The following is a 25,734-nucleotide window of genomic DNA, read 5'->3' as shown; positions in this document are numbered from 1 at the left end:
ACGGAGGCGCAGTGGACAGGAACGAAAAAGCCGGACACCGCCCGGCTCCCTTCACCGTGGAACCGTTCACGGAAACGTGCCAAACGGTCTGGCAGCAGCGGCAGCACGTCGTTTTCGGGGTGAGTCCCGGAAACAGCTATTTCCGCACCGAACTGATGGCGGAACTGCTGCGCTGGCTGTGCGCGGAATTCGCCCGCGTGGACGTGGTCGTTCCCAACTCGGCGCTGGCGCACACCTTCCGCGCGCTCGGCTACGACGACCGCCGGGCGGAAAAGAAGGCGCGCGGCGAGACCAACGTACTGCGCAACAGGGTGGCGCGGGCCTGGGAAAGCAGCGGCGGGCCCCGGAAGGACGACGGCCTGCACCGGATGTCGGACCTGGCGGACAACGCGGTCTACCAGGAAAGGCTCGCCGAGTGCGAACAGGCGCTGGAGGCGGACGACCTCCTGTGGGAGACCTGCGCGGAGATGAGCGGCGCCGTCCTGCTCGGCCGGGGGTACGACGGCCCGCTCACCCCCGACCGCGTCGAACGGGCCATGCGCTACCTCATCGCCGAACTGCCGTTCTTCCTGGCGTCCGCCGACGTGTTCGGCGCGCCCTCGTCGCTGAACTTCTACCACCAGCGGCTGCCCCTGGCCGAACTGGTCTTCGCCGGAAAGTCCGTGCTCCAGGCCCCGCCCTGGCAGGGCTATGCCACCATCCGCCCCGCGGCCCCCGCCGCGGACCCGGCCTGACGGCCCCGCACACCGGCCCCGGCCGGGGGCGCGGCGCGCGAGGCGCGCGGCTCCCCCGGTCCGCCCCCGGGCGGGGGTGGCAGGAATTTGGCGAAGACCGTCACCGCTGTCACTGCTCCGGCGGGCGGCACCCTGCGAACGTGGTCCTCCGCAACCACCGCTCAGGCGCGAACGCGTCCCAGGTGGACGCCGGCCGCTACCCCGGTGACGACGCCACGGTGGACGTGCAGATCGCGGCCGTGGACCACCTCGTCCACGCGGCCCGGACGCGCGGGATCGACACCGGCCTGCCCGAACTGCTCAAGGGCCTGATGGAGCGGGCCGCCGCGGCCGGGCACGGCGCCGACAGCTTCGCCGGAGTGGTCGAGGTCCTGCGCGCGCCGGTGGAGGCGCGGTGACCTCCGCATCCGGCCCCCTCTCCCCGACCGCCGCCCGTTCCCCGGCCGCGGCCCCGGGACGGCCCGCGGACGCGGTCCGGACGTGGCCCCGCCTGCTCACGACCGCCGCCGACACCTGCCTGGACGCCCTGCTGGCGGCCGCCGACCGGGACTGGTCGCGCCCGGCCCACGGCCTGGACTGGTCCTGCCGGCAGACGCTCGACCACCTGGCGCTCGGGCTGCTGGGCTACGCCGGGCTGCTCATCGCCCGGCCGCGCGACCGCTACATCACCCTCTTCGGCTCGCTCGACCCCCAGGCACCGATCGCCGACTGCGTGGAAGGGCTGCGGATCGCCGCGTCCCTGCTCACCACGACGGTGCGGGACACGCCCGAGGAGGTCCGAGCGTGGCACCCCTGGGGCCACGCCGACGCGGCCGGGTTCGCGGCCATGGGGGTGGTCGAACTGCTCGTGCACACCCACGACATCGGCCGGTCGCTCGGCCTGGCCTGGACCATGCCGGGCGACCTCGGCGCGGCGGCACTGGCCCGCCTCTTCCCGGACGCCCCCGGCGGCCACGCCCCGGCCGCGACCCTGCTGTGGTGCACGGGCCGCGCGGCGCTGCCGGGCCTGGCCCGGCGGACGTCCTGGCAGTGGGACGGCCGGGTGCGCTGAGTCCGGTCCGGCGGGATCGGGCCATCCTCCGCACCGGGGCCCGGAGCGGCGGCGCGCCGCCGCTCCGGGCCCGCCGGCTGCTTCTAGGCGGCCAGCGGGCGGTCCACCGGCAGTGAGGTGTCGGTGGCGAGGGTGAGGCTCGACGGCGGGAGGCCGGCGGCGACGATCTCGGCGCCCAGGGCGGCGATCATCGCGCCGTTGTCCGTGCACAGGCGCGGTCGCGGCACGCGCAGGTGGACGCCGGCCTCGGCGCAGCGCTGCTCGGCCAGGGCGCGCAGCCGGGAGTTGGCCGCCACGCCCCCGCTGATCACCAGGTGCTCGACGCCGTGCTCCAGGCAGGCGTCCACGGCCTTGCGGGTCAGCACGTCCACCACCGACTCCTGGAAGCCCGCCGCGATGTCGTTGACGGGCAGTTCGCGGCCGTCGCGGACGCTGTCCTCGACCCACCGCGCCACCGCGGTCTTCAGCCCGGAGAACGAGAAGTCGTAGGTGCCGTCCCCCCACTTGCCGCGCGGGAAGCGGATCGCCCGCGCGTCGCCCTCGCGGGCGGCGCGGTCGATGGGCGGGCCGCCCGGGTAGGGCAGGTTGAGCAGCCGCGCCACCTTGTCGTAGGCCTCGCCCGCCGCGTCGTCCACGGTGTCGCCCAGCGACTGCACGTCGGTGGCCAGGTCGCGCACCAGCAGCAGCGAGGTGTGGCCGCCCGACACCAGCAGCGCGATGGCGGGCTTGGGCAGCGGCCCGTGCTCCAGCTGGTCCACCGCGACGTGCCCCACCAGGTGGTTCACCCCGTACAGCGGCTTGCCCAGCGCCATGGCATAGGCCTTGGCCGCCGACACCCCCACCAGCAGCGCGCCCGCCAGGCCGGGGCCGGCCGTGACCGCGATCGCGTCCACGTCGGCCAGCTTCACCCCGGCGGAGTCCAGGGCGCGGCGCACGGTGGGCGTCATGGCCTCCAGGTGCGCCCGGCTGGCGACCTCGGGCACCACCCCGCCGAAGCGGGCGTGCTGGTCGACGCTGGAGGCGACCTCGTCGCCGAGCAGTTCGCAGCCCCGGACGAGGCCCACTCCGGTCTCGTCGCAGGAGGTCTCGATGCCCAGGATCAGGGGCTGGTCCATCGAACTCATCACGCCTTCTCCTCACCCGGCGCCGCGTCGCGGCCGCCCGCCGGGTCCGTCGTGTCGGTCATGCCGCCGTCGTGCGAGTCGGCGAACGCGGCGCCGAAGCCGACCGGTCCGCTCGCGCGGGCGCCGGGCAGCGGCTCGGTGCCCTCAAGGGGGTCGTCGGGGGAGCCGGCCTCCGGTGCCTCGCCGACCTCGCCCCCGCCCGTCTGGACGAGCGCGCTCGCCACCTGCGAGCAGCGCATCACGATCGCGTCGGCGTCGCGGTAGTAGTTGCGGCGCACCCCGATGTCGACGAAGCCGAAGCGCCGGTACAGCTCCTGGGCGCGCCGGTTGTCCGAGCGGACCTCCAGGAACACGTCGGTGACCTCCTGGGAGTAGGCCCGGGTCAGCAGCTCGGTCAGCAGCGCGGTGGCGATGCCCCGCCCCCACCAGGCGCGGTCCACGGCGATGGTCTGCACGTCGCCCTCGGGCGGCACCGAGCGCAGCCCGGCGTAGCCCAGCACCGGCCCCCCGCCGTCCGAACCCGTCCCGGCGCCGCCCTCGGCCGTGTCGTCGCGGCAGGCGACGACGTAGTGCCGGGTGGGTTCGGCGAACTCCGAGCGGAGCATGGACTCGCTCCAGGCGTCGGCCCCGAACAGGTCGTTCTCCAGGGCCATGATCGGCCCGATGTCGTACTCCGTCATCGGCCGGACGTGGAAGCCGCGGTTCACGCCTGCCACTGCCGCACCTTCTTCGGCGCCCCCGGCAGGACGGCGTCGGGGCGGCGCAGGTAGAGCGGCCGGGGCTCGGGCAGCGGCTCGCCCGCCGCCAGGCGGCGCAGGGCGACCTCGCCGATCGCGGCGGCGGTGGGGTACAGCGGCTCGGGGTCTGCCGCGGCGGCGCCGAAGACCTCGGTGTAGAGCCGCGCGCCGTGGCCGATGACCGGCAGCCCCCCGGTGTCGATGTCGGCGGGCCGGTCCACGGAGATCTCGCCGGTGCGGGTGCGGCTGTCGGCGTAGCGCGCCCAGAACACCTCCTTGCGGCGGGCGTCGGTGGCCGCGATGAACGGCTCGTCGCGGCCGGAGGCCAGGGCGAGGGCGTCCAGCGTGGCGACCCCGTGGCAGGGCACGCCCAGGGCGTCGGCCAGCGCGTGGGCGGTGGCCAGCCCGACCCGCAGCCCGGTGTAGGGGCCGGGGCCGATCCCCACCGCGATGTGGGTGACCTCGGTCAGCTCCGCGCCCGCCCGCGCCATCACGTCGCGGATCTGGGGGGTCAGCAGCTCCCCGTGGTGCCGGGCGTCGACGGTGGAGGCGTCGGCCCGCACCAGGACCCCGCCGGAGTCGTCGGACTGGCACAGGGCGGCGGTGACGGCCGGGGTTGCGGTGTCGAAAGCCAGAATCAGCACAGTTGGCCAGCCTATTCCGGCCGGAGCGCGACATCGGCCCACCGCGCGCCGATACCGGTGAGCGTGATCCCCCGGGTGTCGTCGGGGTGGCGCGCGATGGTGATCTCCAGGCGGTCCTCGGCCAGTTCCTCGGCCACGCCCTCCCCCCACTCCACCACGGTCACGGAGTCGGCCAGGGAGCTGTCCAGGTCGAGGTCGTCGACCTCGGCGGAGCCGCCGAGGCGGTAGGCGTCGACGTGGACCAGCGGCGGGCCGCCGGCCAGCGGCGGGTGCACGCGGGAGATGACGAAGGTGGGCGAGGTGATCGGGCCGCGCACGCCCAGCCCCTCGCCGATGCCCTGGGTGAGCGTGGTCTTGCCCGCGCCCAGCGGGCCGCTGAGGATGAGCAGGTCGCCGGGGCGCAGCAGGCCGGCGATGTGCCGCCCGAGGGCGCGCATGGCGGCGTCGGTGTCGGCGGTGACGAAGGCGGTGCCGGCGGGGGCGCGCGCGCCGGGGTCGGCGGCGGCGTCCGCGGCGGGACGGGTGGTCTCGGTCATGGGCTCACAGCGCTGTGTCGACGGGCTGTCTCGTGGATGTCGGGCGGGGCGCGGTGGTGGGTCCGCCCTTGTTACCAGGGTAGGCGTGTTGGGACGCCCCGGTGACGCCGTCGGTCGCGGACGCCGGAGGAGGCCCGCCCGGTGCGGCGGACCGCGCCGGAGGCGGAGGCCGCCGCCCCCAGGCGCGCGCCGAGGCGGCCGAGCGCGCCCGCGCCGAGGAGCGCAGGCGCCGGGCGGAGTTCTACGGCTGCCCCCGCGGGCGTCAGCCCCCGACGTAGACGCGGGGCACCCGCGGGCTGATGCGGGTGACGATCTCGTAGGGGATGGTCCCCAGCGCGTCGGCCCAGTCCTGGGCGGTGGGCTCCCCGCCGTCGCCGGGGCCGAACAGCACCGCGTCGGGGTGCTCCTCGGCGGTGTCGTCGCCGATGTCGACCATGAACTGGTCCATGCACACCGTGCCCGCGACCGTCCGCCGCCGGCCCGCCACCCACACCGGGCCGGTGTTGGTGGCCGCGCGCGGGATCCCGTCGCCGTAGCCCAGCGGCACCAGGGCCAGATTGGTGGCGCGGTCGGTGGTGTAGCGGTGCCCGTAGGACACCCCGCTGCCCGCCGGGACCCGCTTGACCAGGGCGATCCGGGCGCGCAGGGTCATGGCCGGGCGCAGCCCGGTGCCGGTCAGGCCGGGGATGGGGCTGATGCCGTAGCTCGCGATCCCCGGCCGTACCAGGTCGAAGTGGGTCTCGGGCAGGGTGAGCGTGGCGGCGGAGTTGGCGATGTGGCGCACCTCCGGCCGCAGTCCGGCCTTGGCGGCGACCTCCAGCGCCTCGTGGAAGGCTGCGGTCTGCGCCGCGATGGAGGGGTGGCCGGGCTCGTCGGCGCACGCGAAGTGGGAGAAGACCCCGACGACGCGGATCAGCCCGTCGGCCTCGGCGCGGGCCGCCGCCGCGACCGCCGCGGGCCACTGGTCGGCGGTGACCCCGCCCCGGTTCAGGCCGGTGTCGGCCTTGAGGTGCACGCGCGCCCGCCGCCCGGTCTCGCGGGCGGCCGCGGCCACGGCGGCGATGAGCGGCGGGTCGCTGAGGCCCAGGTCGATGTCGGCGGCCAGCGCCGCCGCCAGCGGGGCGCCGGGCGGCACGATCCAGGAGACCAGCGGTGCGGTGATGCCGGCACCGCGCAGCTCCAGCGCCTCCTCGATGATGGCGGTGCCCAGCCAGGTCGCCCCGCCCGCGAGCATGGCGCGCGCGGCGGGCAGGATGCCGTGGCCGTATCCGTCGGCCTTGACCACGCCCATCACCTGGGCGCCGGCCGCGCGGCGCGCCAGGGTGGCGGTGTTCTCACTGATGGCGCCCAGGTCAACGCGGGCTTCGGCGAACGAGGATGGCATGCCGTCCAGTCTGGCACGCGCGCGCGGAGGGGGTGCGCGCAGACCGGTGCGGGCCGGGCGCCGGTGGCGGGGCCGGACGCCTGCGGCCGCTCCGGCTCCCCTGGCCGGGGCCGCCCGCGCGGCGGTCCCGGCCGGCGCCCCTCATGCGGGGTCGGCGGTGCCCGCCTCGGCCTCGGCGAGGCGCTTGAGCCGGGGCAGGGTCTCCTCGATGCCGCGGGCGTTGCGCGCGGGGTAGCCCAGCAGGATGTAGGCGAAGGCGCCGACGGAGTAGTCGAAGGTCTCGGTGACCTTGGTGGTGCCGTCCTCCTGCGGCTCCAGCTCCCAGCGCCAGATGTGCGGGCCGATGTGGCGCCAGGCCAGGCGGCGGTTCTCGACGTACTCCACCACCCGGTTGGCGGTGCGGTAGGGCAGGCCCATGCGCATGCTCATGCCGAAGCGCGAGCCCGGCCCCAGCCGCTCGTCGCCCTCGTGGAGGCCGACCACGGTGCCCGATCCGTCGAACTCGTGGTGGCGCCCGGGGGTGGCGATGATGTCGAAGATCTTCTCGGCGGGGGCGTCGATCACGACACTGCGCGAGACTCGGTTCTTGTCCATGCGCCCAATTCTCTCAACACGTGCCGCACCAGGTGCCAATCGCCCACTCCGCAAGGACGCGGGCCCCGCCTAGACCCGGACCGCGTGGCGCTCCACCGCGGCGAGCGCGCGGTCGGCCTGGGCGATGTGCAGCACCCAGAAAGCGGCCTTGCGCAGGGACAACTGCTGGGTGACCGGCGCGCCGAGCCGGCCCAGCGCCTCGCGCATGAGGAACGGGATCAGCTCGCCGTGGGTGCAGACCACCGTGGGGCGGCCCTCTTCCAGCAGCGTGACGAACGCCTCGGCGGCCGCCTCGCGGTCGAAGGCGGCGGTGTCGGCGCCCACCACCTGCGCGGTGAACGCGCGCTCGGTGCGCATGTCGGCGCCGCTGTCCACGGTGAAGGGCAGCATCGTCTCGGTGCAGCGCGCCGCCGCCGAGCTGACCACGCGCGGGGCGCCGAAGGCCGCCAGCACCGGCGCGAGCTCCTGGGCGTCGGCCCTTCCGGCGGGGTCCAGCGGGCGCAGCAGGTCGTCGTCCCAGGAGCTCTTGTCGCCCGCCGCCGCGTGCCGCAGCAGGACGATCGGGAAGGTGCGGGCGGGACCGCTGGCGAAGTTGTTGACGACCTGGATGTCGTGGCCGTAGGTGAGCCGCCGCCGGGCCTTCTCCAGCGGCAGCCACTCCACCCGGTCGATCTCGTCGTTGGGCGCGAAGGCGGACTCCCCCTCGGCGGTGGCGGCCCACCACTCCACCTGCTTGGGCCAGCCCTCCTTGAGGTAGCGCTGCGGCGGCACCCGGCGGCCCAGGACCGGCGCCAGGCCGGTCTCCTCGGTGACCTCGCGCACGGCGGCGCACAGCAGGTGCTCGCGGTTCTTCACCTTGCCCTTGGGCAGCGACCAGTCGTCGCGGTCGGGGCGGTGCACGAGCAGGACCTCGCGGGAGGCGGGGTCGGTGTCGACGGTGTCGGGGTCGCCGCGCCACAGCACCCCGCCCGCCGAGCGGATCGGTTCGAGGTAGCCGCTGGGCGCGGTCTCGCGCGGCGGGAAGGCACTGGTGATCGTGATCGGGTGCTCTGGGTTCTCAGCCATCGACGACCCGCAGGTGGCGGTCGCTGCGCAGCGCGTTCTGGATGTCGAGCAGGTAGCCGCCGTCGGAGTCGCGGGTGACGCGGGTCCACTCGCCGTCGGCGGCCATGCGCCAGGAGGTGGTGGTGTCGGCCATGGCGAGGTCCATCAGGTCGACCAGGCGGCGGCGCTGGTCGGGGTCGGCGACACGGATCAGCGCCTCGACTCGGCGGTCCAGGTTGCGCGGCATGAGGTCGGCGCTGCCGAGCCACACCTGCGGTTCCCCTCCATTCTCGAAGACGAAGATCCGGGAATGCTCCAGGAACCGTCCGAGGATACTGCGTACCCGGATGTTCTCCGACAGGCCGTCCACTCCGGGGCGCAGCACGCAGCTGCCGCGCACCCACAGGTCCACGGGCACGCCCGCGCGCGAGGCGGCGTAGAGGCCGTCGATGACGTCCTCGTCCACGAGCGAGTTGACCTTGATGCGGATCCGCGCGGGCAGGCCGTTCTCGTGGTTCTCGACCTCGCGGCGGATGCGGTGCATGAGGCCGTCGCGCAGCGCGGCGGGGGCCACCAGCAGCCGACGGTACTCGGACTTGCGGGAGAACCCGGTGAGGTGGTTGAACAGGCCGCTGAGGTCCTCGCCGACCTCGGGGTCGGCCGAGAACAGGCCGAAGTCCTCGTAGATCCGGGCGGTGCTGGGGTTGTAGTTGCCGGTGCCCACGTGGCAGTAGCGGCGCAGCACGCCGTCGTCGTCCTGGCGCACGACGAGGGCGAGCTTGCAGTGGGTCTTGAGCCCCACCACGCCGTAGACGACGTGGCAGCCCGCCTCCTCCAGCTTGCGGGCCCACAAAATGTTGTTCTGCTCGTCGAAGCGCGCCTTGATCTCCACCAGCACCACGACCTCCTTGCCCACGCGGGCGGCGTCGATCAGCGCATCCACGATGGTGGAGTCGCCGCTGGTGCGGTAGAGGGTCTGCTTGACGGCGACCACCCGGGGGTCGGCCGCGGCCATGGCGAGGAACCGCTCGGTGGTGGTGGTGAAGGACTCGTAGGGGTGGTGGACCAGCAGGTCGCGCCGGCGCACGGCGTCGAAGAAGTCGTCCTGGGACAGCACCTGCGGCTCGACCGGCACCATCGGGCTGAACCGCAGCTCGGGGCGCGGGAGGTCGGCGATCTGGTGGAGGCCGGCGAGGTTGAGCGGGCCGGGGACCCGGTAGACCTCCTCGTCGTCGGCGCCCAGCTCGCGGCGCAGGATGGCCAGCACGTCCTCGGAGATCGTCTCCTCGACCTCCAGCCGCACCAGCGGGCCGAACCGGCGCCGGAGCAGCTCGTTCTCCAGGGAGGTCACCAGGTCGTCGGTCTCGTCCTCGTCCACCTCCAGGTCGGCGTTGCGGGTGACCCGGAAGGCGTGGTGCTCCAGCACCTCCATGCCCTCGAACAGCACCGACAGGTGGCCGGCCACCACGTCCTCGACCGGGACGAACCGCTCGCGGCCCAGGTCGATGAACCGGGGCAGCGCCGAGGGCATCTTCACGCGGGCGAACATGGTGCGCCCGTTCTCGGGGTCGCGCACGGTGACGGCCAGGTTGAGGGAGCGGCCGGAGATGTAGGGGAAGGGGTGGGCGGGGTCGACGGCGAAGGGGGTGAGCACGGGGTAGATCGAGCCGTGGAAGAACCGGTGCATGCGGCGGCGCTCGGTGTCGTCGAGCTGGTCCCAGCGCACGATGCTGATGCCCGCCTCGGCCAGCGCGGGCGCCACCGACTCGTGGAAGCAGCGGGCCTGGCGCAGCATCAGTTCGCGCGAGACGTCGGAGATGCGCTGGAGGAGCGCCCGCGGATGGTGGCGGGTGGAGGCGGTGACGGCCACGCCGGTGGCCAGGCGCCGCTTGAGGCCGGCCACGCGGACCATGAAGAACTCGTCCAGGTTGCTGGAGAAGATCGCGAGGTAGCGGGCGCGCTCCAGCAGGGGGGTGTCGACGTCCTCGGCGAGTTCGAGGACCCGCTGGTTGAACCGCAGCCAGCCCTCCTCGCGGTCGAGGAAGCGGTCCGGCGGAAGGTTTGGCCCGCTTTGCCCAGGAACCACCGATTCAAGTGTCACGGTCGCAGAGTCCCCCATCCGTGTGAACGACGTCCGGCGCGCCGGTGAGCCCGCGGTTAATGGCGGCGTCGGGAGGTACCGGGAGATACCGGGATACCGCCGCGCCCGCGGGCACCCGGGCGCGGGACCGCTCCGGACCCGTCCGCGCGGCGGCCCCAATCAGGGTGTTCCCCGTGGGCGCCCGCAGATCCCCCGCAACACCCCGTACACCGCCCAGCTTCCCAAACCGGACACGCACGGAGGGGGCCGGGGTGGCCGGGGCCGGGCGGAGGGCGCTTCGCCCCGTGGCCGGCCCGGCACCCTCAGAGCAGCCGGAGCTCCGGGATGACGGTGAGCAGCAGGGAGCCGCCGCGGAAGAGGATGCTCAGCCAGATGTTGCGGTAGCACGACCAGACGTAGCCGTAGACGATCCCCGCCGCCCCGTAGACCACCACGGACTCCAGCACGCCGGCCGAGACCGTCGCCGCCTCGGTGGTGGAGTCGCCGTAGGCGGCCAGGAACACGCTGACCGCGGTGAACAGCGCCGACGTCGCCAGGATCCCGCCCCACCGGCCCAGCAGCCGCTCCAGCCGGGTCTGCACCAGCGCGCGGTAGAAGATCTCCTCGGGCACCGCCACCGCGGCGAAGATGGCCAGCGCGGCGCCCACCACCAGGCCCGCCGGGACGGGCGGCGCCGGGAACAGCGCGGCGGCGATCAGCGCGAGGTTCACCCCGACCGGGAAGAGCCCGGTCCAGCGCCAGCGGTCGGTCACCCGCATGGCCACGCGCGGCATCACCGTGCCGTGCCCCAAGGTGGTGAACCCGCCCCGGTCCACCACCAGCAGCGGCAGCACGAACAGGAACAGGATCCGCACCGGCGGCATGAGGATCTCCCACGACACCCCGTGGAACAGCGCCGCGGCGAAGTGGGAGACCGCCACCGTGGCCGCGGTGAAGCCCGCGAGCAGCGCCATCAGCCACGACAGCTCGTAGCGCATGGAGTGCCCGTCGAGCGCGGCCCGCGCCCGCCGGTCCAGTGCCTCGCGCCTGCGGTGGTCGGTCACCAGCGCGGCCACGGCCATGGTCACCGGGATGGGCACCAGCACGCTGGCGAACAGGGGCGCGCCGCGCCACCAGCCCAGCGCCGGCAGGCCCGGCAAGAGGACGACGACGAGGGCGGCTGCCGTCACCACGACGGCGAGCCCCCACCTCAGCGCCCGTCCGTACTCCTTCGCCACCGGCCTCCCCCCAGGTCAGGACCTCAGTCTCTCCTGAAGACAGGAAAAGGTGACGCAATGGCAACGGTATGTCGTTACTCTCCGTTTTTTTACCTAACGCTGGCCGACGGCGGCGGCGGGGCGGCTCCCCCGGAGCCGCCCCGCCGCCGTTCGGCGCCCGCGCGGGCGCGGGCCTCAGCCGTGCTCCAGCACCGCCTTGAGGAAGGTGCGGGTGCGCTCCTGCTGGGGGTCGCCGAAGATCCTCTCGGGCGTGCCCTCCTCGGCGATCTGCCCGTGGTCGAACATCAGCACCCGGTGCGAGACGTCCCGGGCGAAGGACATCTCGTGCGTCACGCACAGCATGGTGATGTCGGTGCTCTGGGCGATGTCGCGCAGCACGTCGAGCACCCCGGCCACCAGCTCGGGGTCCAGCGCCGAGGTGACCTCGTCCAGCAGCAGGATCTGCGGCCGCATGGCCAGCGCGCGGGCGATGGCCACGCGCTGCTGCTGGCCACCGGAGAGCTGGGTGGGGTGGGCGTCGATCTTGTCGCTGAGCCCCACCAGCTCCAGCAGCTCCTCGGCGCGCTGGTTGGCCTCGTCCTTGGACACCCCGAGGCTGTGGATCGGGCCCTCGGTGATGTTGCGCCGCACGTTCATGTTGGGGAACAGGTTGAACTGCTGGAACACCATCCCGATCCTGCTGCGCACCCGCCGCAGGTGGGCCTCGTTGGCCTTGACCAGTTTGCCGTTGCGCTCCATGTGGCTGAGCGGGTCGCCGTCGACCCAGATGACGCCGCCGTCGACGGTCTCCAGGGTCATCAGCAGGCGCAGGATCGTGGTCTTGCCCGAACCGCTGGGCCCGATGAGCGTCACGCGCTCGCCGGGGTCCACGGTGAAGTCCAGCTCGCGCAGCACCACGTTGTCGCCGTAGCGCTTGACCACCTTGTCGAATCGGATGATGGGGCCGGCGGGTGCCGCCTCTGCGGACTGCACGCCGGCGGTCGGCTCAGACTGCGGCATAACGGCGCTCCAAACGTCGGATCACAATGGCGGACGGCACGCTCACCAGGAGGAACAGCAGGCCGACCAGGGTGTAGGCCTCCATGCTGCGGAAGGTCTCACTGCCGATGGTGTCCGCGACGAACATCATCTCGTGGACGGTGATCGCGAACAGGAGCGGCGTGTCCTTGAACATGGCGATGAGGTAGTTGCCCAGGGCGGGGATGACCTTGCGGATGGCCTGCGGCAGCACCACCGCGCCCCACACCCGCAGCGGGGGAAGGCTCAGCGCGCGGCACGCCTCCCACTGGCCCTTGGCCACCCCCTCGATGCCCGAGCGGTAGACCTCGGCGGTGTAGGCGGCGTAGTGCACGCCCAGCACCGCCACACCGATGGTCAGCGGCGTGAGGTTGGCCGGCGCCAGGTAGAAGACGAAGAAGAGCTGGACCAGCAGCGGCGTGGAGCGGATGAACTCGAAGACCGCGAACACGATCGGCCCCACCACGCGCACGCGGCGGACGAGCGCCACGGCCAGGCCCAGCACCAGCGCGACCGCATACCCCAGCAGGGTCGCCTGGACGGTGACGACCAGGCCCTCCAGCAGCTGGGGCAGGATCCCGACGGCGAACTCGGTGTCCCACATCATAGGGCGGTCACCTTCGCTCCGGTCGAGGGCGAGGGCGGCCGCAGCAGGCCCAGCAGGCCGCCGCCGGCCGGTGCCCGGCCCAGTCGGCGGTTGGCCCGGCGCTCCAGCAGCCGCACGCCCAGCACCAGCAGCTGGGCCAGGACGAAGTACATGACCAGCGCGCTGGTGAACGCCATCACCGTGTCACCGGTGGCGGCGCGCTGCTGGTTGGCGATCTGGGTCAGGTCGGCCACGCCGACCAGCGACACGATCGCCGACGCCTTCATCAGCTCGATGACCAGGTTGCCGAAGGTCGGCAGCATCTGCGCCCACGCCTGCGGCAGGATCACCCGCCAGGTGCGCCGCGCCCACGACATGTTGAGCGCGACGGTGGCCTCGGTCTGGGCCCGGGGCACCGCGTTGATCGATGCGCGCACGACCTCGGCGCCGTAGGCGCCGACGTTCAGGCCCAGGGCCAGGATCGCGGCGAAGTTGATGTCGAGCTGGTAGGGCGTGATCTGCGGGATCGCGAACGCCAGCCAGAACATCACGACCAGCGCGGCCACGCCCCGGAAGACCTCGGTGTAGAAGGTCGCGATGCCCCGGGCCACGGGGTTGCGCAGCGTGCCCAGGATGCCGATCGCCATCGCCAGCACGAAGGCCAGCGCGGAACCGGCGACCGTGAGCAGGAGCGTGATACCGGCCCCGGCCAGGTACATCGGGAACGTCGAGACGAAGAAATCCACGGGGAAACCTCTGCCTTACCTGTTACTCCGAGCACAGCTCTTCGGTGGTCAGGTCCCCGGGGTGGGCGGTCTCGTCGAAGCCGAACGGCTCGCCGATCTCCGTGAGCCGGCCGTTCTGCTTGAAGTCGGCCAGGACCTCGTTGAACGCGTCGAGCAAATCGGTGTCGCCCTTGCGGAACGCGAACGCGCCGGCCGGCTTGACCTCCTCGCCGTCGACCACCGGGGTGAAGCCCTCGGTGACCTCGTACTCGTCGCCCATGTTGCGCTGCTTGAGCTGGTAGTTCAGCGAGAAGGTGCTCAGCCCCACCGCGTTGACGCGGCCCTTCTCCAGCAGCTCGATCATGCCGACCGCGTTGTCGCCCAGCTCCATCTGCTCGGCGGGCACGCCGGCGCCCTCGGCGTACTCCTGCTCGACCGAGGCGTTGAGCACCGCCACCTTCAGGTCGGGGTTCTCGGCGAAGGTCTCGAAGGTCTCGATGTTGTCGGGGTTGCCCTTGGGCACCATGAACGCCTGGAGCACCTTGTAGTCGGGCTCGGCGAACGCGACCTCCGCGCAGCGCTCGGGGGTGATGTACATGCCGGCCGCCACGACGTCGAACCGGTTGGCCTTGAGCCCCGGGATCAGCCCGTCCCAGGCCACCGTCTCGGCCTGGACCTCATCGATCCCCATCTCCTTGGCGATGGCGCGCAGCAGCTCAGGGGCCTCGCCGGTGACGTTGCCCTCCTCGTCGATGAATCCGAAGGGGGGCTCGTTGTTGATGGCGGCGCGGATGAAGCCCTGCTCGCGCAGCGCGTCCAGCGTGGACTGGCCCTCACGGGGCTCGGTCCGCGAACACGCGGCCAGGCCGGGCACCGCCACGAGGGCGGCGGCGGTGACGCCGCCGACGCGCAGCGCGTCGCGGCGGCCCAGGCGACCAAGGGGATTGGTGTTCGTCATCGTCTTCTCGTCTCCTCATCGTGAAACCAGGGTTGGCGGACGGCGCGGCGCTCCCTCCCCGGGTGGGGAGGAAGCGCCACTTTCCGTCGGTACACGGACGTTGCGTGGCCCAGAGACGGCCCTGGTCGGGGCGTGGAGCAGGGCGTCTCAGTACCCCCGGTCACGCGGGTCGCGGTGCAAGGACAGTTGCTGCGAACTCCGTGCCCATGATCGCTTCGGACTAACTGCGGCGGAATAGCACGTTATGCACTGGTTACCCCGCCACCTGGCCGGGACCGGCCCCGTAACGATCGCGCCACGGAGCGGCCCGGTTTGTCCTGGTTCCACCTTCGTGATCTTGATTGACCGGCGGTTGCGGTGGGATCACACCGCGGTGAAATCGCGCGCCCCCAGGAACGCCGGGCGCGGCTTGGCCGCCGCGAACGGCGCCACGCACGTGTTCTCGACGCTGTTGTAGACGACGAACACGTTGGCGCGCGGGTAGGGCGTGATGTTCCCGTTGGAGCCGTGCATGCAGTTGGAGTCGAACATGATCGCGCCGCCGGCCGGACCGGTCAGCACGTCGATCCCGTGCTGCTCGGCCAGGATGGACAGGCTGCCCTGGTCGGGCGTGCCCACCTCCTGGCGCTTCAGCGACTCGCGGTAGTGGTCGTCGGGGGTCTCGCCCACGCAGGACACGAAGGTCCGGTGCGAGCCCGGCATGATCATCAGCGAGCCGTTGTGGACGTGGTTCTCGGTGAGCGCGATGGAGATGCTGACCGCGCGCATCCGGGGCATGCCGTCCTCGGCGTGCCAGGTCTCGAAGTCGGAGTGCCAGAAGAAGTCGGTGCCCGAGAACCCCGGCTTGTTGTTGACCCGGCTCTGGTGGATGTAGACGTCGGAGCCCAGGATCTGGCGGGCGCGGTCCACGATCCGCGGGTCGCGCACCAGCTCGGCGAACACCTCGCTGATGCGGTGCACCTCGAAGATGGACCGGACCTCCTCGGAGCCGCGCTCCACGACGACGCGCTCGTCCCCTTTCAGCCGGGCGTCGGCGCTCAGCCGCTCCAGCTCGGCGGTGTAGGACTCCACCTCCGCCGGCGTGATCAGCTGCTCGATCTGCAGGTAGCCCCGGTCGTCGTAGCCGCGCAGCGCGGCGTCGTCCAGGGGGCCGGAGTCGGCGCCGCCCCAGACGGTGCGGTCCCGGCGGTAGATCAGCGCGGGCGTGTGGTGCTTGCGGGACGGGTAGTCGTCCATGGTCGGCTGCTCGAATTCGGTGGTCAACACACTCATGGCCTTACCCCTGAGGGATTCGCTCCTTCGGTCTGCTGCGGAGTGCGGCCCGCCGTGCGGCGGGCCATTGGTCCTCTGGTCGCTGGGTGTTCCGCCGGTTGTCCAGTGCCCCCGTGTTCCCCCGTCCCGCCGGGGGCGCCCGCCCCCGGGTTGGGTTCCGCCGCCCCGTCCCCGGCCGGCCGCCCCGCGCGGGGCGGCCGGCCGGGGACGGGGCGGGCGCGGCACCGCGGCCGCGCCCGCCTCGGTCCTACTTCGTCGCCTCCTCGCCGTCCTCGGTCAGCAGCGGGTAGACCCCGTTCTCGTCGTGCACCTCGCGGCCCGTCACCGGAGGGTTGAACACGCACAGGACCCGGAAGTCGGTCTTGGGCCGCACGGTGTGGTGCTCGTGGCCGTTGAGGAGGTACAGGGTGCCCGGCGTGATGAGGAAGGTCTCGCCGGTGTCGTCGTTGGTGACCTCGGCCTCGCCCTCAATGCAGTGCACGAGCTCGATGTGGTTGGCGTACCACATGCTGGTCTCGGTGCCGGCGTAGAGGACGGTCTCGTGGAACGAGAACCCGACACCGTCCTTGGCGAGGACGATGCGGCGGCTGCGCCAGGTCTCGGTCCTGACATCGGCGTCGGTTCCGTCGACGTCCTGCAGGCTGCGCACGATCAAGGTGCTTACTCCTCCTGGTTGGTGCTGTGGGCCCGAAGGCGGTGCCCGGCGGGCGCCGGGCACCGGTGCTCCATCCGGCCGCTGTGAGGGTGGACTACCCGCTTTGACCGGGCGCGATCACGCCGGAAGGGGCTCCTTCATGACGGCGCGGGCGGCCTCGGCCATGATCGCCAGGCCCTGCTCCAGCTCCTCCTCGGTGGTGGTGAGCGGCGGCAGCAGCTTGGCGACCTCGTCCTCGGGTCCGGACGTCTCCAGCAGCAGGCCGCGCTCGAACGCCTCGCGGCTGAGGGCCTTGGCCGCGCCCTCGCGCTGCAGGACCAGCCCCCAGGCCATGCCGCGGCCGCGGACGTGGGCCTCGTCGGCGCCCAGCTCGTCGGCGACCTCGCGCAGCCGGCGCTCGATCAGCGCGCCCTTGGCGGCGGTGGAGCGGGCCAGCGCGTCGTCGCGCCAGAAGTGCTCCAGCGCGGCGGTGCCGGTGACGAACGCCGGGTTGGGGCCGCGGAAGGTGCCGTTGTGCTCGCCGGGCTCCCACACGTCCAGCTCGCGCTTGAACAGGGTGAGGGCCAGTGGCAGGCCGTAGCCGCTGATGGACTTGGACACCGTGACGATGTCAGGGGTGATGCCGGCGTGCTCGAAGCTGAAGAACGGCCCCGTGCGCCCGCAGCCCATCTGGATGTCGTCGACGATGAGCAGCATGTCGTACTCGCGGCACAGCGCCTCAAGCCCGCGCAGCCACTCGGCGCCGGCGACGTTGATGCCGCCCTCGCCCTGGACCGTCTCCACGATGACGGCGGCCGGGGCGTCCAGGCCGCTGCCGCTGTCCTCCAGCAGGCTGCGCAGCCACAGGAAGTCGGGCGTCTGGCCGTCCATGTAGCCGTCGAAGGGCATCGTGGCCGCGTGGTTGAGCGGCACGCCCGCGCCGCCGCGCTTCATGGAGTTGCCGGTGACGGCGAGCGCGCCCAGGGTCATGCCGTGGAAGCCGTTGGTGAAGCTGATGACGGTCTCGCGGCCGGTGTACTTGCGGGCGAGCTTGAGGGCCGCCTCGACGGCGTTGTTGCCGGCCGGGCCGGGGAACTGCACCTTGTAGTCGAGCCCGCGCGGGCCCAGCACGATGTCGCCGAAGGCGGTCAGGAACTCCCGTTTGGCCACCGAGTATGCGTCGAGGCTGTGCACGACGGAGTCCGCCATCAGGTACTCGATGAGTTTGGTCTTGAGCACCGGGTTGTTGTGCCCGTAGTTCAGGGAGCCGGCGCCGGCGAAGAAGTCGAGGTAGGGCCGCCCTGTCTCGTCGTAGAGGTGGCTGCCCCGCGCCTCGTTGAAGACGACCGGCCAACTGCGGCAGTAGCTGCGGACTTCGGATTCGAGGCGGTCGAAGATCTCCATGGTGGCTTCCTTCATTCCTTTCCCCGGACCCGGGTCGCGGGTTCCGGGCGAATGACGCACGGGGTTGTCGGGATCGTGTGTCGTTACCGGAGTGGATCCGCTGCGGTCAGGTGCCCGCCCGTCCCAGCGGGCCGATGCGGACCAGGTCCTCGTGCTCGTCGTCCTCCGCGGCTTCGGCCGGGAAGTGCTCGGGTCCGAACAGCGGCGACCAGACCGCCTCGCAGCCCCGGGACCGGGCGAAGGAGGCGAACAGCGCGCGGGAGGCGGCGTTGTCGGGGGTGACGGTCGCCTCCAGGTGGGTCAGCCCGCGCTGGGTGATGCGGTCGCCGACGTGGTCGATCATCCGGCGCGCCAGGCACCGCCCGCGGAACGCCGGGTCCACCCCGACCTGCCACAGGAAGTAGGTGTCGGGCGCGTCGGGCCGCACGTAGCCGATGATGTAGCCGCGGGCCTGCCCGCCGGAGTCGCGCGCGATCACGCTGGTGGCCGCGAAGTCCCGGGTCCACAGCGTGTAGCAGTAGGGCGAGTTCAGGGCCAGGCCGGCGAGGCGGGCCAGGCGCCACAGGTCCGGACCGTCGCCCAGGACCGGCGCGGCCAGGCGGACGCCGGAGTCGGCGCCCTCGGCTACAGCGGGTTCCGGCGCGGCCGGCGCGGGCGCGCCCGTCTGGTCGTCGCGTGTTCCGTGAGGCACATGGCTCTGTTGGTGAGGCACGTTGTCGGAACATAGCGAACGTTCCTGAGCAGCGTTTTCTGCTGATTCGTCGCAAATGTTTCGACCATGTTGCGCCGGGTAGGTCACGGGATTTGGCCGCGGGCCGTCACCTTGGGTGGTCGGCGCGGGCGCCGCGGGCGGCGCGGGAGAGGGACCCGACACGCGGGTGCCACCAGGGGGTTCCGCCTCCTCGCGGCGGGGGCCTCGCGCGGGCCCCGGCGGCGGGTTCCGCGCGGCCGTCGTGCCTGGCAACAGCCAAACATAGGGGCTGTCCCAGCGAATCTTAAGGGTGTCGTACGTCACACCAATTCGGGTGAATCCTCGCGACATTCCCACCAGGCGACATAAACCCCGGGTGAAGCGGTCCCAAAACGCGTGCCGGCATTCGCGGGAATCCCGGCGGATTCGGGGTAGCGGCGCCGCGACCATGGCGAACGCGGCCGCCCCACCCCGCCCCGCGGCGTGGCCCGCACCACGGCCACCGGGTTGATCCGGCGCCTCCGAATTTGGCAGACTCACTGTAGTACGACCGCTCGTAGTACTACGATAGGTCGCAACAGCGGCGACGAAGCCGGATCCCGGCCACTGCCGCGTCCACATGTCGTCCCTCGCGCGGCCGCGGCCATCCGCCCGCCCCCGCCGAGCGGACCGGCCAGGGAACGGAGGCTCCTGGTGAACCGCCTTTACCACGAAAGCGAGGACTGGGTCGAGCAGGGCGCGTGCCGCCAGTACGACCCCGAACTCTTCTTCCCCGTCAGCACCACCGGGCCCGGACGCGCCGACGCCGAACTGGCCAAGGCCGTGTGCCGCACCTGCCGCGTCCGCCAGGAGTGCCTGAACTGGGCGCTGCGTGCGGGCGAGCCGCACGGCGTCTGGGGCGGCACCACCCCCGAGGACCGCCGCTACCTGCGCCGCGACCTGCTGCCCGCCGCCTCCTGAAAGGCCGCGCCCGCAGGGGTGCGGCGTGCGCCGGGCACGGGGGCTCGGTTAGGTTCGGATCCGTGCGGCGCGGCGTGCGCCACCCGGCACGGCGGCGCGCCGGCACCCGGTCCGCTCCGCCCGCCCCACCGCGTACCGCGCGCCGCACACGAAACACCGCCCCGCCCACGGCCGCGCGCCGCACGGGGAACAACCGGTGTGCGCCCGCCCGCGCCGGCCGGGCCGCACACCCCCGCCCGGAAGGTGCCGACCCGATGACCCCAGCAGCCCCGCCCGCCTCCGCCCCTGCGGCCGCGCCCCCGCGCCGCGCCGCCCGCCGCCTGGCCGTGCTCGCCTCCGCCCTGGGCGCCGCCCTCGCGCTCGGCGTCGGCGCCGCGCCCGCCGCCCTGGCCCACAACACCCTCATCGACTCCTCGCCCAAGAACGAGGCCGAACTGGACACCGCGCCCGAGGAGGTCGTGCTCACCTTCAACGCCGACGTCGGCGAGGGCGCCAACGCGATCGTGGTGACCGGGCCCGAGGGCGGGGACACCTACGAGGACGGCGAGGTGGCGATCGAGGGCGCCGAGGCGTCGGTGCCGCTGCGCGAACTCGACGCCGCCGGCGAGTACACCGTGGCCTACCGGATCGTGTCGGCCGACGGCCACATCCTTGAGGACGACCTCACGTTCACCCTGACCGAGGAGGCCGTGCCCGAGCCCAGCCCCTCGGAGGAGGACCCCGCGGCCGCGCCGGACGGGGAGTCCGCCGACTCCCCCGCCGAGGAGCCCTCCGCCTCGCCCGAGCCCGCCGACCCCCTGGCGGCGTACGGCCCCGTGGGCGCCGTGGTCGGCGGCATCGCGATCGTGGCGCTGATCGTCATCCTGCTGGTGCGGCTGCGCCGCCGCCCCGGCCCTCCGGACCAGGGCGGGCGCTGAGCCCGGCCGTCCCGGCGGCACCCGGCGCACGGCTCGCCCGGCACTTCGCACCCCCTCATCCCCGCGCACACGGCGGCCCCCGGAGCCCGAAGGCTCCGGGGGCCGCTGCGCGCGGGGCCGGCTAGATCCGGCGGGCCAGCAGGATGCTGATGTTGTCGCGGCCCGAGGCGTCCATGGCGGCCTGCCACAGCGCGTGCACCGCGGCCTCGTCGCTGCCGGCCTCGGCGATGATGCGCTCCATGTCCTCCAGCGCCACCAGGTCGCTCAGGCCGTCGCTGCACATCAGCCACGTGCCGGGGTCGGGCTCGTGGTCGCGGCCCACGTGCGGCACCATCGCGGTGCTGCCGCTGCCGCCCAGCGACTGGGTGATGAAGTTGGTGGTCACCGGCTTGCCGTCGTCGGAGGGGGGCAGCGGCGGGGAGTCGTCCTGGGAGAGCTGGCGCAGCCGGGTGCCCTCCAGCCGGTAGGTGCGGGAGTCGCCCACGTTGAACCAGAAGTTGCCGTCGCTGTTGAGCAGCAGCCCGGCCACCGTGGTGCCCATGCCGGAGAACTCGGTGTGCTGGTTGGCGTGGTCCTTGATCTCCTCGTCGATGTTCTTCAGCAGCACGTCGACGTCGTCGGGGCTGAGCAGGCGCGGGCTCATCTCGGCCATGCGGTGCACGGCGTGCTCGGAGGCGATCTCGCCCGCGGCGTGGCCGCCCAGGCCGTCGGCCACGGCGATGACCACCGGTTCGGTGAGTGGGAGCACACACCGCACCGGCATCGTCATGTTGGCGCTGGCGATGGTGAGCGCACCCATGACCACGGCGTCCTCGTTGGCCGAGCGAACAGCGCCCCGGTGCGTGAGGGCTGTGACAGTGACTTCCCCGCCGGCGACACCCATGCGCCCTAACCTCCTGTTTCAACGGCAGTACCTGCCGAACAGTCCCAAGCGGCGCCAAGCCGGACCGCGGCCAAGGCGCGTTGATCAAGCAACCGTATCGGGGGACCGCTGATCGTGGTCAAAATCCGCGTACATCATGGCGGAAATCGCCCCCATACGCAGTTCCTGTTCCGGTTCCCGCCTCCAAAGTACGGTTTCCTCGGCTCCTGAGGCGAGCATCCGGCCCGCCCGGGCCCTTCCGGCCGCCGTTTCCGTCGTTTTGGGCTAGGCCGGGGCGCCGAGCACCTGCGCCACATCCAGCACGTCACCGGTGCGCGCCGCCCCGGCGGCGAGCCGCACCACAGCCGCCGCCACCTCCGCGTCGCTGTCGCGGCGGCCGGCCAGCAGTCCGGTGAGGCGCACGCCCCGGCGGCGCAGGGCCGCGGCCAGCGGCGCCGCCGCCGCGCGGACGCCCCCGTTCACCGTGATCGCGGTGCCCGCTCCGGCCTCGGCCCCGGCGGGGCGGGCGGGCCCCGGCTCGGCCAGCACCACGGCCGAGGCCCCCTCTCCCAGCAGCCCTCGGACGCCGCGCACCAGGCGCAGGCCGCCGCTCAGCAGGCTGTCCCACACGGCCGCGCGCGGGGCGGGCGCGGGGCCGGCGGGCGGCGCGGGGGGGCTTTCGCACACCACCACCACGTCCACGGCGCCGAACTCCAGCAGGGTGTGCGCCGCGGCGGCGCGCACGTCGCGCTCGGCGCGGGGGTCGCAGTGGATCGGCAGGGCCCAGGCGCCCAGGGACGCCAGCACGCGCGCCAGGTCGGCGAGAGGGCCGTCGCCCGCCCCGGCCGCCGGCACGGCCCCGGCCTCGCGGTGCCCGCCGGGCGCGCGGTCGGCCACGGCGACCGCGGCGGCGCCCTCCTTGGCCAGGGCCGCGGCCACGGCCGCGCCCGGGCCTCCCTCGGTGACACCGCCGACCACCAGGGCGCGGCGGTCGGCCAGCCGCCCCGTTCCGGTGTAGCCGGGCAGGGGGTCGGCGGGGTCTCGGGAGTCCGCGCGCGGTCCGGCCCGCCGGTGGGGAACCGGGGGGCGCCGCCGCGGTGGCCGCGCGATCATGGGGGCCTCCGTCTCCGGTCCGGCCGCGGGGGCCCGGACCTGTGCGGTGTCAAGGCGGGCGGAGTGGGGCGGTGGTCAACCGCCGTTCGCCTACGCGCCCACCCTGCCCCTGCCGCCGGGGGCCAAACGCGGCGCGGCGGCCCCCGGCGGCGTCGGCGCACGTAAGCCAGGGGTTGCACCAAGCCGCCGACGTCTGGCACAATCGGCCGCGTTGGGTGTCTAAGACGCAGACACACCGACGTTCGCGCGCTCGCGCCGGGCCACCTCGTGGTGTCCGCGGACTTGCGAGCGCTTTGTCGTTTCCTCCCGCGAACGCTCAAGGTGTGATTCCCATGCGTCTGGCCCGACTTTTTCTTTTTCCGGAGCAGCCACTCCCCTCGGAGTCCCGACTCCCTTCCTCCACCCCCTCCCGCCGCGTGCCCGGTGTCACGCGCCGCGCCCTCCGCCGCGCCCCGCGGCGGCCGGTGCCGCGCCTGTGCGCCGCGCACGTCGGCTCCGCCGCGCCCTGCGCGGCACCGCACACCAGCGGCCCAGCACCCGCCTTCGTTCCGGGTCGTCGTCTCGCCATGAGGAGCCACACGTGAAGATCGCCATGGTCGTAGAGCACGCCAACCCGCTTCCCGCCCATAAGGGCGAGCCCACCGGCGCCGACAGCGTCCACATCGCCGCGCTGTCCCGCCACCTGGCCAAGCTCGGCCACCGGGTCACCGTCTACGTCCGCCGCCAGGACCCCGAGCAGCCCGAGCGCGCCCGCATGGGGCGCGGCGTGCACGTCGAACACCTCGCGGCCGGAGAGGCGCGGCCCCTGTCCGAGGACAACGCCGCCGAGCACACCGGCGCCTTCGCGGCGCTGCTGTCCGAGCGGATCGCCGAGGACACCCCCGACGTCCTGCACGCCGTCGGCTGGACCAGCGGCCTGGCGGCGATCACCGCGGCCGGCGGGGTCGACACCCCCGAGCCGCTGCCGGTCGTGCAGACCTTCCACTCCCTCAACGTCGCCGAGCGCCGCGCGGGCCTGACCGCGCGCCCCGACCGCGCCCGCATCGAGGCCGCCATCGCCGGGCGCGCCGACGCGGTGGTGGTCAACTCCGACGACCAGCGCTTCGAACTCGCCCGCATGGGCGTGCCGCGGCCCCGCGTCAGCGTGGTGCCCTTCGGCGTCGACCCCGACCAGTTCGGCCCCGAGGGCGCCACCGCCGCCGAGACCTGGAGCCCCCGGAAGAAGGGGAGCACCCGCGTGGTCACCGTGGCCGACCTCTCCCACGGCGGCGCCGAGGTGCTGATCGACGCGCTGCGCCGGCTGCCCGAGGCTGAGCTGACGATCGTGGCCGGCCCGGCGCAGGTGGAGGTCCCGCTCAACGAGGACGCCCGCCGGCTGGAGCTGTACGCCAAGGAGGCGGGGGTCGAGGACCGCGTCGCCCTGACCGGGCCGCTGGCCCGCAAGGAGCTGCCGCGCCTGCTGCGCTCGGCCGACGTCTTCGTCTCCGGGGCCGCCTACGAGCCCTACGGCGGCGCGGTCGTCGAGGCGATGGCCTGCGGTCTGCCCGTGATCGCCCGCGGCACCGGCAGCGCCAGCAGCGCGGTGCTGCACGGCACCACCGGCACCCTGCTGCGGGTCTCCCGGCCCGACGCCGTCGCCCGCGCCGTGCGCGCCATGGTGGGCGAGCCCACGATGTCCACGGCCTACGGGATCGCCGGTGTCGACCGCGCGTCCTCCCGCTTCGCCTGGGAGCGCGTGGCCGTGGAGACCGAGCAGGTCTACCGGCGCGTGTGCCCCGAGCGCGAGGCCGAACTCCCCCGCGCCGCCGGTGATGATGCACACTAGAGCCCGTTCCGGCGGGCGGGGCCGGACAGCGGGAGGCGCCCCGGCCCGCCGACGGGACCGGAGCGGTCCGACCAGACGGAGCAGCCGGTACGCCGCCGCGCGTCCAGGCTGGGAGGGTGGCCCGGGGTGAGGTTATGACGTCGCACGTGGAGTCGGCGCGGCTGGACCGCGACGACCTCCGGGAGTTCGAGCACCACGCGGTCCTGTTCGACTCCGCCGAGCACCTTCGCCGCACCGCCGTGCCCCGCCTGCGCTCCGCTCTGCGGCGGGGCGAGCACGCCGTGCTGGCCGTGGCCGACCCCACGCGCGACGTCCTGCTGGCCGGCCTGGGCGCCGCCGACGCGGCGCGCGTGCACGTGGCCGACCACGCCGGGTTCTACGACGCCCCGGGCCGCACGCTCGCGGCCCTGCACCGGCGGGCGCGCGCCGAGCACCCGCGCCGGGTGCTGGTGGTGGGCGAGCCCCCGCTGCCGCTGAGCGAGCCCATGCCGCTGCGCGAGTGGCACCGCCTGGACTCCGCGCTGGCCGGCGCCCTGGCCGAGACCCGGCTGGGCATGCTGTGCCTGCACGACGTCCGGGGCCTGCCCGAGGTCGTGGTCCGCACCGTGCGCCGCACCCACCCGGTCCTGCTCACCCCCGACCGGGAGCTGGCCAGCCCCGACTACACCGACCCCGCCGTCTTCAGCGCCGCCGACCTCGCCCGCCCGCTGCCCGCCCCCACCGGGGCCCAACTGCGCATGGACATCACCGCCGACCTGGGCGCGCTGCGCGGCCGGTTCGCCGACCTGGCGGCCCGTGCCGACGTACCCGGGGAGCGCCGCGACGACCTCGTGCTGGCCGTGAACGAACTGGCCGCCAACGTGGTCGAGCACGGCGGCGGATCGGGCGTGGTCGCGCTGTGGCGCCGGCCCGGCTGGGTGGTGTGCGACGTGCTGGACCACGGCGGGGAGCTGCGCGACCCGCTCAGCGGCTACCACCCGGCCGACCCCTACAGCCCGCGCGGCTACGGCCTGTGGATCACCCGCCAGCTGTGCGACTTCATGGAGATCCGCGCGACCGCGCAGGGCACGCTGATCCGGCTGCACCTGCGCGGCTGAGCCGGGCGGGGGCGGCTGGCACGGGTTCTACGGACACTCGCCCGACTGCGCGGCGCCCCGGGCAGGGATTCTCCATACACCGCGCCCTAGGCCAGGACCGACTCCACCGCGTGGCCGGTGTCCTCCTCGATCGGGATGACCTGGTCGATCCCGGCGATCATGAACAGCCGCAGCACCGCCCGCTGCGGCGCCGACAGGGCCAGGCCCATGCCGTTGTCGCGGGCCTGCCGGTAGGACGACACCAGCACGCCGATGCAGCGGGAGTCGCAGAAGGTCACCTGGGAGAGGTCGATCACGACGCCCCGGCAGGAGTCGGGGTCGCCCAGGATGTCGTTCAGCACGTCGGCCAGCCCCGGGGACGTCACCGCGTCCAGTTCGCCCGCGGGCGAGACGACGACCACGTCGCCCTCGGCCCGCACCGGGATATCCGATGCCACAGTCATGCTCCTCGATCTCGCCGGGGGGCGCTGCGCGCCGCGGAGGATCCGCTCACTCGCCGCCCAGCTC

At 73.5% G+C, this 25,734-nt stretch carries 26 protein-coding genes and 1 pseudogene; 7 read left to right on the top strand and 20 right to left on the bottom strand.

Annotation, left to right across the window (positions count from 1 at the left end):
• Positions 1 to 11: 11 nt before the first annotated feature.
• From HNR12_RS19135 to HNR12_RS19125, 3 genes are all read left to right on the top strand, one after another.
• Positions 12 to 734: a tRNA-dependent cyclodipeptide synthase gene (locus HNR12_RS19135; protein WP_179768899.1), complete on the top strand. Its 723-nt coding sequence runs from the start codon at positions 12 to 14 to the stop codon at positions 732 to 734.
• 140 nt (positions 735 to 874) lie between these two features.
• Entirely contained in the window at positions 875 to 1,132 is a 258-nt protein-coding gene (locus HNR12_RS19130; RefSeq protein ID WP_217783064.1) for an imine reductase family protein, read from the top strand.
• The gene (locus HNR12_RS19125) at positions 1,129 to 1,785 is read left to right on the top strand and encodes a maleylpyruvate isomerase N-terminal domain-containing protein (RefSeq protein WP_179768898.1); all 657 of its coding nucleotides are present in this window, start codon (positions 1,129 to 1,131) and stop codon (positions 1,783 to 1,785) included. Before HNR12_RS19130 ends, HNR12_RS19125 begins: the two co-directional genes overlap by 4 nt.
• Before the next feature lie 83 nt (positions 1,786 to 1,868).
• Here the strand turns inward: HNR12_RS19125 and tsaD are convergent, their stop codons facing one another.
• From tsaD to ectA, 17 genes and pseudogenes are all read right to left on the bottom strand, one after another.
• The gene (gene tsaD / locus HNR12_RS19120; protein WP_179768897.1) at positions 1,869 to 2,909 is read right to left on the bottom strand and encodes a tRNA (adenosine(37)-N6)-threonylcarbamoyltransferase complex transferase subunit TsaD; all 1,041 of its coding nucleotides are present in this window, start codon (positions 2,907 to 2,909) and stop codon (positions 1,869 to 1,871) included.
• 233 nt (positions 2,910 to 3,142) lie between these two features.
• Positions 3,143 to 3,589: pseudogene (gene rimI / locus HNR12_RS19115) on the bottom strand (ribosomal protein S18-alanine N-acetyltransferase); the annotation flags it as partial.
• Positions 3,590 to 3,612: 23 nt separating this feature from the next.
• The gene (gene tsaB, locus HNR12_RS19110) at positions 3,613 to 4,290 is read right to left on the bottom strand and encodes a tRNA (adenosine(37)-N6)-threonylcarbamoyltransferase complex dimerization subunit type 1 TsaB (protein WP_179768896.1); all 678 of its coding nucleotides are present in this window, start codon (positions 4,288 to 4,290) and stop codon (positions 3,613 to 3,615) included.
• A gap of 11 nt (positions 4,291 to 4,301) precedes the next feature.
• A complete protein-coding gene (gene tsaE / locus HNR12_RS19105; protein ID WP_179768895.1) occupies positions 4,302 to 4,826 on the bottom strand; it encodes a tRNA (adenosine(37)-N6)-threonylcarbamoyltransferase complex ATPase subunit type 1 TsaE in 525 nt (174 codons plus the stop codon).
• Between the two features lie 262 nt (positions 4,827 to 5,088).
• On the bottom strand, positions 5,089 to 6,210 hold the full coding sequence (alr, locus tag HNR12_RS19100) for an alanine racemase (protein ID WP_179768894.1): 1,122 nt from the start codon (positions 6,208 to 6,210) through the stop codon (positions 5,089 to 5,091).
• A 141-nt stretch (positions 6,211 to 6,351) separates the two neighbouring features.
• Positions 6,352 to 6,804, bottom strand: coding sequence for an SRPBCC family protein (locus HNR12_RS19095; protein ID WP_179768893.1), 453 nt, complete (start codon positions 6,802 to 6,804; stop codon positions 6,352 to 6,354).
• Positions 6,805 to 6,873: 69 nt separating this feature from the next.
• Positions 6,874 to 7,869 (bottom strand): NUDIX hydrolase, encoded by a 996-nt coding sequence (locus HNR12_RS19090; protein ID WP_179768892.1) that lies wholly within the window; start codon positions 7,867 to 7,869, stop codon positions 6,874 to 6,876.
• A complete protein-coding gene (locus HNR12_RS19085; RefSeq protein WP_179768891.1) occupies positions 7,862 to 9,967 on the bottom strand; it encodes an RNA degradosome polyphosphate kinase in 2,106 nt (701 codons plus the stop codon). The genes HNR12_RS19090 and HNR12_RS19085 overlap by 8 nt, the downstream gene beginning before the upstream one ends.
• Before the next feature lie 284 nt (positions 9,968 to 10,251).
• Positions 10,252 to 11,166 (bottom strand): CPBP family intramembrane glutamic endopeptidase, encoded by a 915-nt coding sequence (locus HNR12_RS19080; protein ID WP_179768890.1) that lies wholly within the window; start codon positions 11,164 to 11,166, stop codon positions 10,252 to 10,254.
• Between the two features lie 174 nt (positions 11,167 to 11,340).
• Entirely contained in the window at positions 11,341 to 12,165 is an 825-nt protein-coding gene (gene ehuA, locus HNR12_RS19075) for an ectoine/hydroxyectoine ABC transporter ATP-binding protein EhuA (protein ID WP_179768889.1), read from the bottom strand.
• Complete coding sequence (gene ehuD, locus HNR12_RS19070) at positions 12,152 to 12,790, bottom strand: ectoine/hydroxyectoine ABC transporter permease subunit EhuD (RefSeq protein WP_179768888.1); 639 nt, start codon at positions 12,788 to 12,790, stop codon at positions 12,152 to 12,154. Before ehuD ends, ehuA begins: the two co-directional genes overlap by 14 nt.
• The gene (gene ehuC / locus HNR12_RS19065; RefSeq protein ID WP_179768887.1) at positions 12,787 to 13,515 is read right to left on the bottom strand and encodes an ectoine/hydroxyectoine ABC transporter permease subunit EhuC; all 729 of its coding nucleotides are present in this window, start codon (positions 13,513 to 13,515) and stop codon (positions 12,787 to 12,789) included. Before ehuC ends, ehuD begins: the two co-directional genes overlap by 4 nt.
• A gap of 22 nt (positions 13,516 to 13,537) precedes the next feature.
• Positions 13,538 to 14,452, bottom strand: coding sequence for an ectoine/hydroxyectoine ABC transporter substrate-binding protein EhuB (gene ehuB / locus HNR12_RS19060; protein WP_179768886.1), 915 nt, complete (start codon positions 14,450 to 14,452; stop codon positions 13,538 to 13,540).
• A gap of 363 nt (positions 14,453 to 14,815) precedes the next feature.
• Positions 14,816 to 15,724, bottom strand: coding sequence for an ectoine hydroxylase (thpD, locus tag HNR12_RS19055; RefSeq protein WP_274613897.1), 909 nt, complete (start codon positions 15,722 to 15,724; stop codon positions 14,816 to 14,818).
• 247 nt (positions 15,725 to 15,971) lie between these two features.
• Positions 15,972 to 16,379 (bottom strand): ectoine synthase, encoded by a 408-nt coding sequence (locus HNR12_RS19050; protein ID WP_179768885.1) that lies wholly within the window; start codon positions 16,377 to 16,379, stop codon positions 15,972 to 15,974.
• Positions 16,380 to 16,496: 117 nt separating this feature from the next.
• A complete protein-coding gene (gene ectB, locus HNR12_RS19045; RefSeq protein WP_179768884.1) occupies positions 16,497 to 17,762 on the bottom strand; it encodes a diaminobutyrate--2-oxoglutarate transaminase in 1,266 nt (421 codons plus the stop codon).
• Between the two features lie 106 nt (positions 17,763 to 17,868).
• Positions 17,869 to 18,453: a diaminobutyrate acetyltransferase gene (gene ectA / locus HNR12_RS28615; RefSeq protein ID WP_308118410.1), complete on the bottom strand. Its 585-nt coding sequence runs from the start codon at positions 18,451 to 18,453 to the stop codon at positions 17,869 to 17,871.
• Positions 18,454 to 19,146: 693 nt separating this feature from the next.
• On the opposite strand from ectA, the gene HNR12_RS19035 reads away from it, so the two are divergent.
• Positions 19,147 to 19,413 carry a WhiB family transcriptional regulator gene (locus HNR12_RS19035; protein WP_179768882.1) on the top strand — a complete coding sequence of 89 codons (267 nt, stop codon included), beginning with the start codon at positions 19,147 to 19,149 and terminating at the stop codon, positions 19,411 to 19,413.
• Positions 19,414 to 19,667: 254 nt separating this feature from the next.
• The gene (locus HNR12_RS19030) at positions 19,668 to 20,330 is read left to right on the top strand and encodes a copper resistance CopC family protein (protein ID WP_179768881.1); all 663 of its coding nucleotides are present in this window, start codon (positions 19,668 to 19,670) and stop codon (positions 20,328 to 20,330) included.
• 121 nt (positions 20,331 to 20,451) lie between these two features.
• Here HNR12_RS19030 and HNR12_RS19025 read toward each other — a convergent pair whose 3' ends face one another.
• Entirely contained in the window at positions 20,452 to 21,213 is a 762-nt protein-coding gene (locus tag HNR12_RS19025; RefSeq protein WP_179768880.1) for a PP2C family protein-serine/threonine phosphatase, read from the bottom strand.
• A 264-nt stretch (positions 21,214 to 21,477) separates the two neighbouring features.
• The gene (locus HNR12_RS19020) at positions 21,478 to 22,305 is read right to left on the bottom strand and encodes a hypothetical protein (protein WP_179768879.1); all 828 of its coding nucleotides are present in this window, start codon (positions 22,303 to 22,305) and stop codon (positions 21,478 to 21,480) included.
• Between the two features lie 580 nt (positions 22,306 to 22,885).
• Between HNR12_RS19020 and HNR12_RS19015 the strand changes: the two genes are divergently transcribed.
• Together HNR12_RS19015 and HNR12_RS19010 are read left to right on the top strand one after the other, a co-directional pair.
• Entirely contained in the window at positions 22,886 to 24,130 is a 1,245-nt protein-coding gene (locus tag HNR12_RS19015) for a glycosyltransferase (protein ID WP_179768878.1), read from the top strand.
• A gap of 134 nt (positions 24,131 to 24,264) precedes the next feature.
• Complete coding sequence (locus HNR12_RS19010; RefSeq protein WP_179768877.1) at positions 24,265 to 25,227, top strand: anti-sigma factor RsbA family regulatory protein; 963 nt, start codon at positions 24,265 to 24,267, stop codon at positions 25,225 to 25,227.
• Positions 25,228 to 25,313: 86 nt separating this feature from the next.
• On the opposite strand, the gene HNR12_RS19005 is transcribed toward HNR12_RS19010, so the two are convergent.
• Positions 25,314 to 25,664: an STAS domain-containing protein gene (locus HNR12_RS19005; RefSeq protein WP_179768876.1), complete on the bottom strand. Its 351-nt coding sequence runs from the start codon at positions 25,662 to 25,664 to the stop codon at positions 25,314 to 25,316.
• Positions 25,665 to 25,734: the final 70 nt, after the last annotated feature.

Source organism: Streptomonospora nanhaiensis (genome assembly GCF_013410565.1).
GTDB lineage: Bacteria > Actinomycetota > Actinomycetes > Streptosporangiales > Streptosporangiaceae > Streptomonospora > Streptomonospora nanhaiensis.
The sequence above is the reverse complement of the archived record's forward strand: the minus strand, read 5'-3'. Positions and strand labels throughout refer to the sequence as shown.

What these genes read in the sequence shown, in the direction of transcription:
- tsaD (WP_179768897.1), bottom strand. Translation starts at nt 2,909, where the DNA reads ATGAGTTCGATGGACCAGCCCCTGATCCTGGGCATCGAGACCTCCTGC.
- tsaE (WP_179768895.1), bottom strand. Translation starts at nt 4,826, where the DNA reads ATGACCGAGACCACCCGTCCCGCCGCGGACGCCGCCGCCGACCCCGGC.
- alr (WP_179768894.1), bottom strand. Translation starts at nt 6,210, where the DNA reads ATGCCATCCTCGTTCGCCGAAGCCCGCGTTGACCTGGGCGCCATCAGT.
- HNR12_RS19095 (WP_179768893.1), bottom strand. Translation starts at nt 6,804, where the DNA reads ATGGACAAGAACCGAGTCTCGCGCAGTGTCGTGATCGACGCCCCCGCC.
- HNR12_RS19090 (WP_179768892.1), bottom strand. Translation starts at nt 7,869, where the DNA reads ATGGCTGAGAACCCAGAGCACCCGATCACGATCACCAGTGCCTTCCCG.
- HNR12_RS19085 (WP_179768891.1), bottom strand. Translation starts at nt 9,967, where the DNA reads ATGGGGGACTCTGCGACCGTGACACTTGAATCGGTGGTTCCTGGGCAA.
- ehuA (WP_179768889.1), bottom strand. Translation starts at nt 12,165, where the DNA reads ATGCCGCAGTCTGAGCCGACCGCCGGCGTGCAGTCCGCAGAGGCGGCA.
- ehuD (WP_179768888.1), bottom strand. Translation starts at nt 12,790, where the DNA reads ATGATGTGGGACACCGAGTTCGCCGTCGGGATCCTGCCCCAGCTGCTG.
- ehuB (WP_179768886.1), bottom strand. Translation starts at nt 14,452, where the DNA reads ATGACGAACACCAATCCCCTTGGTCGCCTGGGCCGCCGCGACGCGCTG.
- thpD (WP_274613897.1), bottom strand. Translation starts at nt 15,724, where the DNA reads ATGAGTGTGTTGACCACCGAATTCGAGCAGCCGACCATGGACGACTAC.
- ectB (WP_179768884.1), bottom strand. Translation starts at nt 17,762, where the DNA reads ATGGAGATCTTCGACCGCCTCGAATCCGAAGTCCGCAGCTACTGCCGC.
- HNR12_RS19030 (WP_179768881.1), top strand. Translation starts at nt 19,668, where the DNA reads ATGACCCCAGCAGCCCCGCCCGCCTCCGCCCCTGCGGCCGCGCCCCCG.
- HNR12_RS19025 (WP_179768880.1), bottom strand. Translation starts at nt 21,213, where the DNA reads ATGGGTGTCGCCGGCGGGGAAGTCACTGTCACAGCCCTCACGCACCGG.
- HNR12_RS19020 (WP_179768879.1), bottom strand. Translation starts at nt 22,305, where the DNA reads ATGATCGCGCGGCCACCGCGGCGGCGCCCCCCGGTTCCCCACCGGCGG.
- HNR12_RS19010 (WP_179768877.1), top strand. Translation starts at nt 24,265, where the DNA reads ATGACGTCGCACGTGGAGTCGGCGCGGCTGGACCGCGACGACCTCCGG.